This window comes from Halalkalirubrum salinum (assembly GCF_005543295.1).
GTDB lineage: Archaea > Halobacteriota > Halobacteria > Halobacteriales > Haloferacaceae > Halalkalirubrum > Halalkalirubrum salinum.
The window spans coordinates 64,098-79,271 of record NZ_SRSG01000023.1 but is presented as its reverse complement, the minus strand read 5'-3'; the positions used below and the strand labels follow the sequence as shown (position 1 = coordinate 79,271).

Annotated in this window: 12 protein-coding genes; 8 read left to right on the top strand and 4 right to left on the bottom strand. The window is 58.6% G+C overall.

The features are described from left to right. Positions 1 to 50: 50 nt before the first annotated feature. Positions 51 to 533: an SRPBCC family protein gene (locus E5K03_RS09245; protein WP_138006561.1), complete on the top strand. Its 483-nt coding sequence runs from the start codon at positions 51 to 53 to the stop codon at positions 531 to 533. A 41-nt stretch (positions 534 to 574) separates the two neighbouring features. Here the strand turns inward: E5K03_RS09245 and E5K03_RS09240 are convergent, their stop codons facing one another. Continuing rightward, positions 575 to 1,498 carry a DMT family transporter gene (locus tag E5K03_RS09240; RefSeq protein ID WP_138006560.1) on the bottom strand — a complete coding sequence of 308 codons (924 nt, stop codon included), beginning with the start codon at positions 1,496 to 1,498 and terminating at the stop codon, positions 575 to 577. 117 nt (positions 1,499 to 1,615) lie between these two features. On the opposite strand from E5K03_RS09240, the gene E5K03_RS09235 reads away from it, so the two are divergent. The 5 genes from E5K03_RS09235 to E5K03_RS09215 all read left to right on the top strand — a co-directional run bounded on the left by E5K03_RS09235 (position 1,616) and on the right by E5K03_RS09215 (position 7,103). Then, positions 1,616 to 3,175: a molybdopterin-dependent oxidoreductase gene (locus tag E5K03_RS09235; protein WP_138006559.1), complete on the top strand. Its 1,560-nt coding sequence runs from the start codon at positions 1,616 to 1,618 to the stop codon at positions 3,173 to 3,175. Continuing rightward, entirely contained in the window at positions 3,172 to 3,534 is a 363-nt protein-coding gene (locus E5K03_RS09230) for a 2Fe-2S iron-sulfur cluster-binding protein (protein WP_138006558.1), read from the top strand. Before E5K03_RS09235 ends, E5K03_RS09230 begins: the two co-directional genes overlap by 4 nt. Before the next feature lie 126 nt (positions 3,535 to 3,660). Then, complete coding sequence (locus tag E5K03_RS09225; RefSeq protein WP_137198553.1) at positions 3,661 to 4,080, top strand: VOC family protein; 420 nt, start codon at positions 3,661 to 3,663, stop codon at positions 4,078 to 4,080. Between the two features lie 171 nt (positions 4,081 to 4,251). Further along, positions 4,252 to 6,048 (top strand): L-aspartate oxidase, encoded by a 1,797-nt coding sequence (locus tag E5K03_RS09220; RefSeq protein ID WP_138006557.1) that lies wholly within the window; start codon positions 4,252 to 4,254, stop codon positions 6,046 to 6,048. A 281-nt stretch (positions 6,049 to 6,329) separates the two neighbouring features. After that, positions 6,330 to 7,103 (top strand): thermonuclease family protein, encoded by a 774-nt coding sequence (locus tag E5K03_RS09215; protein ID WP_171006657.1) that lies wholly within the window; start codon positions 6,330 to 6,332, stop codon positions 7,101 to 7,103. A 422-nt stretch (positions 7,104 to 7,525) separates the two neighbouring features. Here E5K03_RS09215 and E5K03_RS09210 read toward each other — a convergent pair whose 3' ends face one another. Both E5K03_RS09210 and E5K03_RS17210 read right to left on the bottom strand, forming a co-directional pair. After that, positions 7,526 to 8,893 (bottom strand): glycine cleavage T C-terminal barrel domain-containing protein, encoded by a 1,368-nt coding sequence (locus E5K03_RS09210; protein WP_171006656.1) that lies wholly within the window; start codon positions 8,891 to 8,893, stop codon positions 7,526 to 7,528. A 2-nt stretch (positions 8,894 to 8,895) separates the two neighbouring features. Beyond that, on the bottom strand, positions 8,896 to 9,048 hold the full coding sequence (locus E5K03_RS17210) for a hypothetical protein (protein WP_171006655.1): 153 nt from the start codon (positions 9,046 to 9,048) through the stop codon (positions 8,896 to 8,898). A gap of 614 nt (positions 9,049 to 9,662) precedes the next feature. Here E5K03_RS17210 and E5K03_RS09205 point away from each other — a divergent pair. Continuing rightward, complete coding sequence (locus E5K03_RS09205; RefSeq protein WP_138006556.1) at positions 9,663 to 11,063, top strand: NAD-dependent succinate-semialdehyde dehydrogenase; 1,401 nt, start codon at positions 9,663 to 9,665, stop codon at positions 11,061 to 11,063. Beyond that, on the top strand, positions 11,060 to 12,646 hold the full coding sequence (locus E5K03_RS09200; RefSeq protein ID WP_138006555.1) for an acetolactate synthase large subunit: 1,587 nt from the start codon (positions 11,060 to 11,062) through the stop codon (positions 12,644 to 12,646). The genes E5K03_RS09205 and E5K03_RS09200 overlap by 4 nt, the downstream gene beginning before the upstream one ends. A 72-nt stretch (positions 12,647 to 12,718) precedes the next feature. Here the strand turns inward: E5K03_RS09200 and E5K03_RS09195 are convergent, their stop codons facing one another. After that, on the bottom strand, positions 12,719 to 14,917 hold the full coding sequence (locus E5K03_RS09195; protein ID WP_138006554.1) for an amino acid permease: 2,199 nt from the start codon (positions 14,915 to 14,917) through the stop codon (positions 12,719 to 12,721). Positions 14,918 to 15,174: the final 257 nt, after the last annotated feature.

Genomic DNA, 15,174 nt, shown 5'->3' with positions numbered 1-15,174 from the left:
CGATCGGTCCGTGGTAACAGGCTTTTCTTCGACCACCCCCTAACGGACGTATGGCTATATTCTCGCGGCGAACTCGCATCGCTGCGCCGCTTTCAGCAGTGTGGGAGTTTCACTCGACGCTCGATGGATTACGAACGCTCACGCCGGCCTGGATGAACCTCGAGATCCACACGGTCACCGGACCGGACGGCGAGGCCGATCCAGCGGAACTCTATGAAGGGACCCAGATGGATATGTCGATGCGTCCATTCGGAGTCGGACCACGGCAGCGGTGGACATCACGGATTGTCGATCGAACCGAAAGCGACGGCTACGCGATGTTTCGCGACGACATGCTCGGCGGGCCCTTTGAGCTGTGGATCCACACCCACGAGTTCTACGGTGACGGCGACGAGACGATCCTCGTCGATACGGTCGAGTACGAGTTGCCCTTTGGGGCGATCGGTCGCGCCGGATTGCCCGTGTCACGGGTCGGCTTCGAGGGGATGTTCCGCGATCGACATCGCCGGACAAAGGCGGCGCTTGAGTCGTAGTCTGGACTTTCGCGGATAATCTAGGTCTGCCTGCAGGGTACTCAGTCGGACGGTGTCGGTTCGTCGACCCGTGATTCGGCGGATCGATCTCTCGCGGTGAGCACAATGCCGATGAGGACGATTGCGCCGCCGGCGATCGTCGACGGGGTGGGAAACTCGGCAAACACGAGCACCGCGAGCGCGCTCGCACCGATCGGCTCACCGAGCAGCGAGACGCTGACGACGCTCGATTCGAGGTGGCCGAGCGCCCAGTTCAACACCGTGTGGCCGAGCAGTCCGGGGCCGATCGCCAGCGCCGCAAAGATGGCCCACTCGCGGGGCGGATAGCCGGTCAACGCGTGGCCCTGGCCGACCGAGATCCCAAGGAGCACCACTGTACAGACCGCGTAGACGATCGTCACATAGGGTACCAGCGCGAGTCGCTGGCGAAGCGATCGCCCCGCGAGCACGTACACCCCGGCCATCACCGCGCCGACGATCGCGAGCAGATTGCCAAACAGTGGATCCGCCCCGACGAGGGCTGCCCCCGAGAGCAGATCCCCCACCGACATCGTTGCCATCCCGACAACGGCGACGAGGATACCGGCGACCATCTGTCGAGTGAGCCGCTCTGCGAGGAACAGATACGCCCCAACCGCGACAAAAAGCGGCTGTGACTGCACGAGGGTGACACTCGCTGCGACGCTTGTCCACTCGAGACTCTCGAACCAGGCGGCGAAATGGATCGCGAGCGCAATTCCGGAGACGATCGCAAAACCGAGATCCCGGGTGGAGACCCGGCTGAACGCCGCTCGATACCGGAAAGCGGCGATCGGCACCAGCGGCAGCGTGGTAAACAGCACGCGATAGAACGCCGCCACCGCACTCGGCGCGTCGCTGAGTCGGACAAGAATCGCCCCGCCGCTGACTGCAAAGATCGCAACAGCCACCGCGGCGATCGGCGGGACGATCGGATCACGGGACACATCGCCTCATGCGGTAACTGATTTCATAGCGGTTGCGGTTCGACGACGAAACCACCACAACGCGAGAGTGACCACCCCTGCCGACAAATCCTTGTGTATTCGTCGCATGGATACCCTATGTCGGTTCGTTCGGAGCCGTCGACGCGGGCTATTGGGGCGATCGGTTCACTGCTCAGCGGGATCGCCGCAGTTTGTGGCTCGTTTCTCGTTGTTGGACAATCAGATCGATTCGTAGGTGCAGCGATCGGTGAGACGCTGCTTGAGTGGTTTCCAGACCAGGTTTTCGCGATCGGCATTCCGCTACTCGGTGGACTCGCACGGCCGCTGCTTTTGGCGTCGGCAACCGTCGGAACAGCGTTGGCACTCGGCGTGCTGGCGTGGACCGCGATGGCGATCGGCGATCGCACTTCGCGTTATCGAATCGCTTCAGCAGGGACGACACTCGGGTTGCAACTGGGGGCGATCGGGCTCGTCGCTGCTGATCTCTGGTCAGGGCTTGTCGGTGGTGCGCTCGGAGCGATCGTTATCTGGTGGTTCACGCGGCCGGTGAACGGCACGAATACAGGCGACCAGAGTGACACTAACTCGGCCGCTGGAAGTGCATGGTCGCGTCGGCGTGACATCCTCGGGAGCGGCGCGGTTATCGCGGGAGCAGCAGCTGCTGGATGGCTACTCAATTCTTCCGGACAGTCGACAGAGAATTCTGAGAGCCCCTCCGCACGCGCTCGCGCCACGATCGACGATCCGGTAATCGACGAGTTGCTCACACAGGCCAAACAGCAGTCGTTCGAACTTTCAGACGCTGAACCGCTCGTCTCGGAGGGGTTCTATCAGGTCGACATCAACCTCACCGGCGATCCGACGATCACGACCGACGAATGGTCGCTCAAAATTGCGGGAGCCGTCGACTCCCCGACCGAGCTATCTTACAAGGAGTTGCTCGATAACCCGGTCGAACACCGCTTTATTACGCTTCGCTGCGTGAGCGACGAGCTCAACGGACGGTACATGGACACGGCACTGTGGACCGGGACACCGATCGCGCCGATCCTCGACGACGCCGGTGTTGGCGATCGCTGCTGTGTCCGGTTGGCGGCCGAAGACGGCTACTACCACGCGTTCCCGCGTGCCGCACTCGAATCCGGGTTTTTGGCGTGGGGAATGAATGGCGATCTGCTCCCGCGGGCTCACGGTGCACCGGTTCGGGTGCTGATCCCCGGTCACTGGGGCGAAATCAACGTCAAGTGGCTGACTGACATCGAGATCCGCGAGGAGCCAGCAACCGGCTACTGGGAAGAGCGAGGATGGCACGGCTCCGGGCCGGTCGAGACAGTCGCAAAGCTTCACCACAAATCTCGTGACGGCGATCAGGTGACGATCGGCGGGCACGCCTACGCAGGGACTCGCGGGATTTCCACAGTCGAAGTGTCGACTGACGGCGGGGAAACGTGGGTCGACACCGAGCTCACCGACCCGCTTCCGGGCATTGACGGGGTTGAGCAGGCCCGCGACGCGTGGCGGATGTGGAAATACGAGTACGAGCGGGCCGACGAACACGAGGTCGTCGTCAGAGCCCGGGAAGCCGACGGAACGCTACAGGCCGAAACCGAGTCTGAGGCGTTTCCCAGCGGGGCAACCGGATGGGTCCGCGGGACAATGTACGGACGGCAAGGATGACGAAGGGCGATCTCACTGACGACTCGTCAGTAAATGAGGGGCCGATCGTCACCGTTCTGCACTCGGACGGACCGACGCAAATTACAGCCACGCCCGGTGAGCCACTCCGTGATGTGCTCATTGCGGCGGGGCTGTCACCGTACACACGGCTCACAGAGCGGCTTAACTGCGGTGGCCGTGGGCTCTGTGCGACCTGTGGCGTCCGGCTCGTCGATCCGGTCGACCGCGAGGCCGACCACTGGCATGATGCGCTCGCCGATCGGTTTGGATATCCTCGGCTATCGTGTCAAATTACGGTCGATCGAGACATGACCGTCTGGTTGATTGAGGATAAGCGCGTGTGGGGCGATCGAGAGTAAACTACGTCGTGTGACCGTGATCGTACTCGTATCCACGCTGTGTGGGTGCGATCGAATTCGTTTGTGTATTCGAGCGCTGCGGCTGCGATCGCATTCATTTTGTCTCTCCGGCGTGCGGTGTTTGCCATGACGGAACCGTCTGCTCATCACATTGGAATCACGGTAGCGGATCTCGAACGGGCGATCAATTTTTACAGCAAGACGCTTGGCCTCGACATTCTGACTCGATTTTCAGTATCCGGGGAAGCGTTCGCAACGGCGGTCGATGTCGACGGGGCAACTGGCTCGTTCGCGCACGTCGATGCTGGCGGTGCCCGAATCGAACTCGTCGAATACGAACCCTGCGGCAAAGCACGGACGCCGGGGACGATCAATCGACCTGGCGGGACGCACGTTGGCCTCGCTGTGGACGACATAGATGGGTTCTACGAAGAAATCAAAGATGAAGTTGGGCCAATCAGTGAACCGCAAACGACCGAAAGCGGCACGCGGATTTTCTTTGTACGTGACCCTGATGGGACGCTTGTGGAGTTCATCGAATCGTAAGTCGCCTCAGGTCGTTCAGTGGAAGATCAAGGGCGCTGGTAGCTCAGTGACAGGCAATTGACTCATTCAGTGACTGGCAATTGACTCATTCAGTGACTGGCAATTGACTCATTGCCTGCTCGCGCGCACGCGCGCGTGGGGTTCATACACCTCGAGCACCTATATCCACCTGTGAAAACTGATCAAGAGGCAAACAGCGATTCGCGTCCAATTCCGGATTATGACCGTGTCGATGTCTCTGTTCTTGTCATCGGTGCTGGAGCTGCTGGTGCTCGAACAGCGATCGAACTCGCCGACCGCGGCGTAGATGACGTCCTCGTACTTGGCAAGCGTGGACACGGAGACGCACACACCACCTGGGCACGTGGCGGAATCAACGGCGCCCTTGGAACCCACGACCCCGAAGACAATTGGGCGATCCATGCGGCGGATACGATCAACGAGGGCCACTTCGTCAACGACCCCGAGAAGGTAGAAACCGTTACCAGGCAGATGCCCGATCGGCTCCGTGAGCTAGACGAGTGGGGAATGGCGTTTTCGCGGACCGACGACGGCGAGATCGATCAGCGCTACTTTGGCGCCCAGTCGTTCCGACGGACGGCCTTTGCAGGAGATCACACCGGAGAATCTATGCTCAATACGCTGGTCGCAAAGGCACAGGAACTCAATGTGCCATACCGAGAGAACGTGATGATCACGAAGATTCTCTCAGATGGCACTCGAGCGTACGGCGCTGTCGGATTCGATATGGACACCGGTGAGTTCGTCCTGTTCAATGCCGGCTGTATCGTCCTCGCGGCCGGAGGCTACGCTGCGATATACAATCGGCACACCTCGCGGGACGATGAGAACAACGGTGACGGTCCCGCCCTGGCGTACGATGCCGGTGCGACGCTCATGGATATGGAGTTCGTGCAGTTCCACCCGACTGGGATGGCCGTAGATGAGAGCGATCCTAACTGGGAACCGTGGAGTGGTCGTCTCGTCACCGAAGCCGTTCGTGGTGAGGGCGGGCGCTTATACAACACGAATGGAGAGCGGTTCATGGCGCGGTACTCGCCGGACCAGATGGAACTCGATGCGCGCGACGTTGTCGCCAGAGCGATCGCCAAAGAAATCGCAGAGGGCCGCGGCACTGAAAACGGTGGCGTCTATCTCGACATCTCACACAGAGACGCCGAGTTCATCAAAGAGCGGCTCCCCCGAATGCACGAACGGTTCCTTGAACTGGGCGTTGATATGGCTGCGGAGCCGGTTGAAGTCGCTCCAACAGCACACTATGGGATGGGCGGTGTTCGTGTCGACGCGTACGGCGAGTCAGACATTGCGGGGCTATTTGCGATCGGTGAGACGATGGCCGGCGTTCACGGAGCCAACCGGCTCGGCGGGAACTCACTCGCTGAAACAGTCGCGTACGGTGTCGTTGCCGGCGAGCGGATCGCCGATCGGATCGACGGCCCAGGAGTCCTACCGGAGGAAGTCATCGACTCCGTGTTTGAGCCACACGTTGCGGACCTCGCTACCACCGCCGGCCGAAGCGGCACGTACGATGTGGATAGCGTTCTCGCTGAGCTCCGAGAACTCATGTGGAATCATGCGGGCATTCTTCGAACAGAGGAATCCATTCAGGCGGGTCTCGATCAGCTCGACATGCTCCGCGAAAAGGCGGCTGATATCCGAATCGGGGACGGTACCGACGAATCGTTCGAACTGGCGATCGATCTCGGGTTCATGTTGACGGCTGCGGAGGCTGTCCTGAGTGGTGCACTCGAACGAACCGAATCTCGCGGGGCGCACTACCGGAGCGATTATCCAGACGTGGACGACGACTGGCAACGCAACATCTGTTTTGAGCGAGCAGATATTGGACGGATGCGCCTGTCTACCGCTTCAGTTGAGCCACCGAGTAAGGCAGTTCAATCGGCACTCGATTTAGGTTACGAATTGGACTACCATCAGTTAGAGTAACCACCGCTCAAGTGAACCGGCGTTCGATACGACGCACGTGAGTCATTTGCGTGCTTTTTAACATTCAAATGAACAGTAGAATGCCACCTCTCCCACTTCAGGAGTATCTACACTGCAGGTTGAATCGATCATCCAATGTCCGGCGGCCAGTGTGTAGTATAAACACCGGGCCATGTATCCTGCCTCCTAATCCGCGTGAACTACACAAGACAAAACGTACTGTAGTTTTACATAAGGAAATCAACCGGGCGATTCATCCCTCATAAGAACGACATGACTGTATGCAACGGTCCCGGCTACCGCTCCTCATTGCTGCGCTCATGCTTTTGGCCCTCACTGGGTGTGTTGGAGGACTTGGCAGCGATCTCAGTGGAGGCGACACGGGATCGGCTACCACGCCCGACGTAGCTGACGAACAGACGGTCACTGTAACTCGTGTAATCGATGGCGATACGATGGAAATCACGTACGCGAACGGCACCGAAGACACCGTTCGTCTGTTGGGCGTCGACACGCCCGAAACGACACTGTCGCGCGTTTCTCCCGATGAATTTGAAGGTATTCCTGATTCAACGGCAGGCCGCGATCACCTTTTCGAGTGGGGTGAGCGGGCGACCACGTTTGCTGAGGACGAACTCAGCGGTGAGGAAGTGCGAATCGTTTTCGATGCGGAGTCCGATCGGCGCGGTTACTTTGGCAGATTGCTTGTATACATCTACATCGATGACGAGAATTTCAACGAGCAGTTGCTGTCTGATGGCTACGCCCGGATGTACGACAGTCGGTTTAGCCTCCACGATGAATTTGCTGCGGTCGAAACGCGGGCACAGACTAATGAGGTCGGCCTGTGGGACTACAGCGACTCCGAGAGTGAACTGAATCCAGACGACGATGACGGTGATCTTGACATTCCACCACTCCCGTCAGACGGCGACTACAACTGTGATGATTTCGAGACGCAAGACCAAGCGCAGTATGTGCTCGAAAATACGAACGGCGATCCGCACAATCTCGATCAAGACGGGGATGGGGTTGCGTGCGAGTCGTTACCGTAACGACTGCCGTGCGTGAATTAGGTTGGTTTCTGGCAGTCCTATTTGAAGGACTTAGTGGTCGATCGAGGATAGCCCCGTAGAGTAGCGCAAAGGCAACCGCCGAGACCGACACACTCCCGTCTGTGTACGAGCGACCGAGTAGCGCAGGATAGGTCACCGTTCCTCACTCGTTTCCCACTCTGGACGTGGCGTCGGTGACGGAAGTTCCTCAACCGCAGTTCGGAGTTCCGCTTCTATCGTCCACGGGACGCACCGATCGTGTTCGGAGACACGAATTCCACCCCGTTAACGAGACGAGCTTTACAATCGATCGGTTTTGGGCTAATCGACACGAACTCCCCTTCTCGTAGTATTGTATCTACAGATGAGCAAGGCGAGTGCCTCGGGGCTTGACCCCGAGGTACTTCACGGAGAAACGACGTTTACTCCTCCATATCGTCCTTGTCGTGAATCTTGGCCTGTTCGCGAGCACTGGGATTGGCCGACGGTTTGAACGGAACCTTCGCCAGCGTCGCATAGACCGGTTCGCCGGGTTCCTCGGTATACTCGTCCGGGAGGTGTACCTCGAACTCTAAGTCGAGGTCCGCGTCGTAGATCGAGTCATTAAGTGGAATGTCGGTCACGGCCTGCAGTTTTTCCGCCGGCACGAATCCGAGGCCGATGTTGGCCTCGAGGTCCGGGTTCCACCCCGCCGACGTCAGGTAGCCACATTCCTCGCCCGTCTCCGGGTCCGAGATGAGCCAAAAGTCCGAGGCCCACTCTTGAATCGGTTCGCCGGCCATTTTCAGTCCGACCAGTTTGTGGGTGAATGGATACGCACCGTCTTCGATGGCTTCTTTTTGTCGTTCCAGTTCGGCTTTGCCGATGTAGTCTGCCTCCTTGTCATCAGGAACCTGGTAGCCGAGGTTGACCTGGAACGGCGACGTTTCGTGATCCATATCCTGCCCCAATGACAGGATGCCGGCAGCGATCCGTCGCCGACCGTTTACCGGCGTTGCGGCACCGCCGTGGTCTTTGACCGTTTCGAGGACCGGGTTCCATACCTTTTCGCCGGCCGTCGTTGCCTCACGGACGTATATTTCGAAGCCCGCTTCGCCGGAGAAGCCCGTTTGACTCACCAACACCGGGATGTCGTTGATAGTCGCTTCCAACAGTCCGTAGTACGGAACGTCTTCGACCGGGGCTTCAATGAGCGACTCGATCACATCGGGGGATTTCGGCCCCTGAATCTGCATCGGCGAGACGTCGATCTCGTCGATATTGATATCGAAGTCGTTCCCGACCGTGACCCCTTGTAACCACTGCAGGAGGTCTGAATCGGCGATAGAGAACCAGAACTCGTCGTCGTCGGGCCGCAGCAGGACGAAGTCGTTGAGGATGCCGCCCTCCTCGTTGCAGCAGATGGCGTACTTGCCACGCATCGGCTCAATGTCAGTCGCGTCTCGCGTGATGACGAAGTTCACGAATGCCTCGGCGTCGGGGCCCTCGACACGAATCTGGCGCTCGACTGCGACGTCCCACAGGGCTACGTGGTTGACCAACAGATCGTATTCGGCCTGTGACCCCCCGTCTTCGGGATCAATGTACGCCCGGGGGTGATACATATGGTTGTATATCGTCGCCTCGTGACAGCCTTCCTCGACGGAGAGGTGCCAAAACGGAGACTTCCGGACCCGCGTCGAAATCACGAGATCGATGTCCGCGTCGCCTGTTTGCCGTAGGTTTCTTGGGATGGTGCGATCCGACTGGTCGATACTGGGATGGTTCGAGTGGTGTTGGCGTCCAGACATTACTATCTACTTCGTGTGTCTCCGCCGTGGTTGAACAGGTGTCCCCAGAGACGCTCGAGGTGACTGGCTTCGGCCGGCGGGGTGGTCCCGACGGGAAGGTATCGCTCTGGGTCGATCGCGCGTTCTCGATCATCGACACGGGTTTTTGCTGCCATGTGACGGAACAAGCCACCTGCACCCGTATTGGTCTATATATTAATTATATAATCCGTTTATATGGATTACGGAGGGATCTGTGAATTCTGTACCCCCTCGGTACCTCGCTGAGTGAGCCGGTTCGTCTCCTAGTTACGATCACTACCGGTCCTGAACTCGATCCAACAGCGTGTTTCTCAACTGGAATCTACGGTGACGAACTCCGTGGCATCGAAATCATCTGAGAAGTCCCACAGGAGTGGAATCACTCAGATTTTATCCAAGAGCGAATCGGACGCACGCACGAATCAACCTCGTCAATCGAAATTGATGGAGGTTCTATCGCTAAATTCTCAATGCTATATTCACCACTTTAGAGGTGTTCTACCGCCGGTATTCAAGTGAATCCGCGATGAAGTGTGAGTTGTCGTAATAGCCTCCGACAGTTGGAAAGAGGTGGCTTCGCCTGAAACCCAAAAACGGAACTGCTGATGGTTCTCTGAGTGTCGGAAATAGCGAAAGATCGCCTTAGAACGGAGTGAAACTGGCTCGTCTCGATCTGTGGGGTGCTGCGTCGAAGGGGTCCCAGAGGTGGCCACCAGAGCGAACACAGCGACACGGGAGTAACACACTAATGGAACGAACAAACCCTGCGACCGGCGAGACGATCGAAACGTACGACGAACACGACGACGGGCAGGTCGAAGCGCGGCTTGCAAAGGCCGAATCGACGTTCAAAACGTTCCGCGAGTGGTCCGTCGCTGAACGTGAAACGAAACTCGCGGAGGTGGCGACGTTGCTCCGGGAGCGGACGACCGAGTACGCCGAACTAATGACTCAAGAGATGGGCAAGCCGATCGCCCAGGCCGAGGCCGAAGTAGAAAAGTGTGCGTGGGTCTGTGATCACTACGCCGAACACGCGGGACGCTACCTCCAGGACGAACAGCATCCGAGTCCGCCGGGATCGACCGTGAAGACGGTTCACGAACCGCTCGGGCCTGTGCTCGCGATCATGCCCTGGAACTTCCCGTTCTGGCAGGTGTTTCGATTCGCCGCCCCATACGTCACGGCGGGGAATGTCGGCCTCCTCAAACACGCCTCAAACGTGCCGGAGTGTGCGCTCGCGATCGAGGAAGTGTTCCGCGATGCCGGGTTTCCCGAAGGCGCGTTCCAGACACTACTGATCCCGTCTGACCGCGTCGAGGGAGTCCTCTCGGATCCGCGTATTAAAGCGGCGACGCTCACTGGGAGCGGCCCAGCGGGGCGAGCTGTTGCTGGTACGGCCGGCGAGAATCTCAAAAAGACAGTCCTCGAACTCGGGGGGAGCGACCCGTACGTCGTCCTCGATGACGCGGATATCGAGGTTGCTGCGACGACTGCGGCCTGGGCGCGGAACCTCAACGGTGGCCAATCGTGTATTGCTGCCAAGCGATTTGTCGTCCACGACGCCGTCTACGAGGCGTTCATCGATCGGTTCGTCGCGGAAGTCGAGTCGTTCACCGTTGGTGACCCGATGGACCACGACACGGACGTCGGACCGCAGGCACGACAGGATCTCATGGAAGGAATTCACGAACAGGTAATCGAGAGCGTCGACGCGGGTGCAACGGCGCTCACGGGTGGTGCGCCACTCGATCGCGACGGGGCGTACTATCCGCCAACAGTGCTTACAGACGTTCCACGGGGATGTCCTGTCGATGCTGAGGAGGTGTTCGGCCCCGTGGCAGCCGTCTACCGAGTTCCCGACGAGGAGACTGCTATCGAGAAAGCAAACGACACCGAGTTCGGCCTCGGAGCCAGTATCTGGACGAACGATCTTGAGCGCGGCGAGCGGGTCGCCAGTCGTATCGACACTGGCTGTGCGTACATCAACGAACTGGTGAAATCCGATCCGCGGATTCCGTTCGGTGGCGTGAAAGATTCCGGCTACGGCCGCGAGCTCTCGGAAGCCGGGATCAAGGAGTTCGTCAATCGAAAGACAATCTGGCGTCAGCAGCCAAAAATGAGTGACGAAGACGAGGTGCCGACCGAATGATCGCATCGGATCTGCTCGTACGCTGCCTTGAGAACGAAGGCGTCGAGCACGTATTCGGTGTTCCCGGCGAGGAGACTGAAGACCTGCTCTTTTCGCTTCGGGACTCAGAAATCACGTTCGTTCCGGTTCGCCACGAGCAGGGTGCCGCGTTCATGGCCAACGTTCACGGGCGACTCACCGGCGATGCGGGCGTCTGTCTCGGAACACTCGGCCCCGGTGCGACGAATCTCATGACTGGCGTCGCGGACGCGAACCTCGACAAAGCACCCCTCGTGGCGATCACGGGACAGGGCGGATTAGAGCGCCTGCACAAGGAGAGCCACCAGGCACTCGATATCGTCAGCATGTTCGAATCGATCACGAAGTGGAACACCCAACTCAACGACCCCGACATCATCACCGAATCCGTCAGGAAGGCGTTTAAGGTCGCAGAATACGAGAAACCCGGCGCGACGCATCTCGAATTCCCCGAAGACGTCGCGGGTTTTGCGACCGACACCACCCCAATGGACGCTCGCGAACGGGTTCGACTCGGACCCCCGGACGCCGAATCACTCCAACAAGTTCAGACGTTGCTGGAAGCGGCCGATCGGTCGCTAATTATCGCGGGGAACGGCGCAGTACGGACGAACGCCACGGAACGACTCCGCGAGTTCGTCGAGACGACCGGTATTCCCGTCGCGTCGACGTATATGGGGAAAGGGGCGATCTCGGATCGATCGCCACAGTCGCTTTTGACTCTGGACTCCGGCGACCACCAGGAGGCATCAGATGCGATCGAGATGGCCGATCTCATCGTTACGGTTGGCTACGATATCGCCGAACACGATCCGGCGGGTTGGAACACAGGCACTGACACCGTTATTGTGCATATCGACAGCGAGCCAGCAGAGGTGTACGAGGCGTACAATCCAACCCTCGAACTCGTCTGTACGCTCTCGACGGGACTTGCGAAACTCACCGATCTGATGGCCGTAAGCGAGACCGAGTTCGACGAGACGTGGTATCGGGATCTCAGGGAGCATATTCTCAAGGATATCGCCGCCGATCCGTCCGAAGACGGTCCGTTTACTGTCCGGACGGTGCTGCCGGTGTTACGGGATGTGATGAACACCGAGGATGTCCTGATCTCCGATGTCGGAAGCCACAAGATGCAGATCGCACAGAATTTCCTCACGTACGAACCCAACACGTGCATTATTTCGAATGGCCTGGCGTCGATGGGGATCTCGGTCCCGGGCGGGATCGCTGCGGACCTCGCGACCGACGCAGCGGTCGTTGCAGCCACCGGCGACGGTGGTTTCCTGATGAACGGCGTGGAGATCGAGACCGCAACGCGAGTGGGGTGTACCTACACGATCCTCCTCTTCTCCGACGACGATTACGGGCTGATTTCCGAGAAACAACGCGCCCATCGCGGGGAGTCGTTTGGAACGGGACTCACGAATCCCGACTTCATGACGTTCGCCGAGAGCTTCGGTATCGAGGGATATCGCCCCGAGAACTGGGATGAACTTGAGGAAATGTTGGGAGATGCACTCGGTTCAGATGAGATGTCGCTTGTCGAGATCCAATTGGGATAACTTCTGACCCACGTTTGTGAGATCGGACCCACGTTTGTGAGATCCTGACCGTAGATAGGTACAGATCGTCAGTTAGAACAGTCGCCGTTCGACTGCTCGGCGCAGTCGTCCCGGTTGGCTCACTCCATAGACGAGAAGTGTCCCGTGTTCGGTTCCAGCCGTCACAGGATCCGACCCTCGAGTAAATAGTCGATCTGTGAGGTCGTTTTGTATGCCGCTGACGACGAGGACGTCGGAATCGTTGGCCGCGAGTTCAATTGCGTCATCAGTGGTCGACTCGAGGATCCGAGTCTCGACCGGTGATTCACAGAGTGCCACCAACTCCGAAAGGTAATCCGCAGTGGTGTTCCGCCGGCTTTCGGGTGCATTTGCATCCACAGCGAAGTAGAATGTGATCGTGGCGCCGACTGCGGTCGCCAGTGCATCGGCCAACGCAACCTTGGTTGGATCGAATGGTCCCTTATCGGTGATGACACCGATGTGCTTGACGGTGTCGTGATCAAAATTCGAAACCTCGATAACATCACAGGGTGCGTGATCTTCGATCCAGTCTGTGTCGCGACCGAGGAGCGTCTTTGATCCAGTCGATCGCTCGATTAGTAGCGTATCGGCCTCAACTTCATCAGCGTAGTTGACGATAGCGTGTCGAGTGTCGTGGCTGACGACCTCACCATAGCGGATCGGAATTTTCGAATCGGTTGCCCGATTGGTCATTCGAGTTTCGAACGCCTGATCAGCCTCTGTGAGAGTCGCGGCTGACTGTGGAAGGGGTGTCTGATCGGGTATCTCGTCGAACTGGGCGACTCGAATTCCTCCTTCTCGAGTTCGCGCGAGGTCTCTCGCAAGGTCGATTAATGATTGCTCGACAGCAGGGTCAGTCTGCTCTGTAACCGCCACAAGGACCTCGTTGCTGTCGGTTTCAATCTCTGATTCAGTTTGTTCGACCACGTCTCTGCCGACACTGCGACGAAGGGCGTCGGTCATCGCTCCCTCGCGGGCAACGCCGCCGCGACGATAGACGAATGCGTAATACCACGCCATTGAGCCGGCAATGATCACAACGGCTCCGACCAGCGGAACAAATCCGATGTACCGAAGCAGGACGAACCCACCGACAATCCCCACCAGTTGCGGGACGGGATAAAGCGGCGACGTGAAACTGGGGTTATAGGCCTCGATCGATCCCTGACGAAAGGCGATGAGGGCGACGTTGATCAGGATGAACACGAGAATCTTAAACGCGCTGGCCAGTTTGGCGATGTCGTCGATCGGCACAAACGCGATGAGGAGGAGCAACACTCCGCCCGTGATCGTGATCGCGTTGACTGGCGTCTCGAATCGATCGCTAACTCTCTCGAAGATGCCGGGGGCCAACCCGTCGCGACTCATCGCGAATGGATACCGCGACGAGGAGAGAATTCCCGCGTTTGCAGTGCTGATCAAGGCAAGCAGCGCAGCGACCACGACGGCTGCGACGCCGACTGTGGGTAGCGCGGCACTAGCCGCGACCTGCATCGGCGTATCCGTGTTGGTGAGCGCTGCCTCGTCTGCGACACCGACCATTACGGTCACGATCGCGACGTAGATCCCTGCGGTAATAATCAGTGAGCCTAAGATGCCCAGTGGAAGATTCCGATCTGGGTTCTCTACCTCCTCGGCAACACTGGCGATCTTGGTCACGCCCGCGTAGGAGACGAACACAAATCCAGTCGCGCCCAAGATTCCTTCATATCCGCTGCCGAAGAACCCCTCGAATCGGGCACCCTCGACGCTTGGGGCCCCGACGACAATGAACCAGATCATTACGGCCAGCATGACCGCGACGATCGCGATCTGCATCCGTCCGGTCTGTTTCGCCCCGACGATATTTAAAACGATCAACAAAGCGGCGACTGCCAGCGCAACGGGTGTCACCGGGAGGTCGAACAACAATACTAGATACGGGGCACCGCCCACCAACGCGAGCGCGCCTTTGAATGTCAGCGAAAACCACGTCCCGACGCCGGCAATTGTCCCGAACAGCGGCCCCATCGCTCGCTCGATATACAGATACGTCCCTCCAGCCTCGGGCATCGCCGTTGCCATCTCGGATTTGCTCAGCGCCGCCGGCAACACGAGTACGCCCGCGAGAAAGTACGCAAACACGACCGCAGGCCCAGCCATTTTCATCGCCAACCCAGGCAGAATAAAGATGCCGCTGCCGACCATCGCGCCGATGCTAATCGCCGTTACTGCTGGAAGACCCAAATCGCGCTCTAGTTGCTTCCCCATTACTGTGAGAAAAATCCAGTATCCTGACTGTGTCCGAACGATCCTTGAACAAATCTCGTCGAAGTTACTACCGGAGCGTCGTTCATATACATCCTACCAAAAGCGATAGCTCTCCAATAAAAAACGCGGTTGGGATGTGTCTCTATATTCTGCTACATGCTTGTGGTGTCTCCTCAGTGAAGCACGATCGAACCTCAATACGGACGATTCTCGGCACAGTCGATAGAGACCGCACCAATTTCGGTGAAAAAATTTAA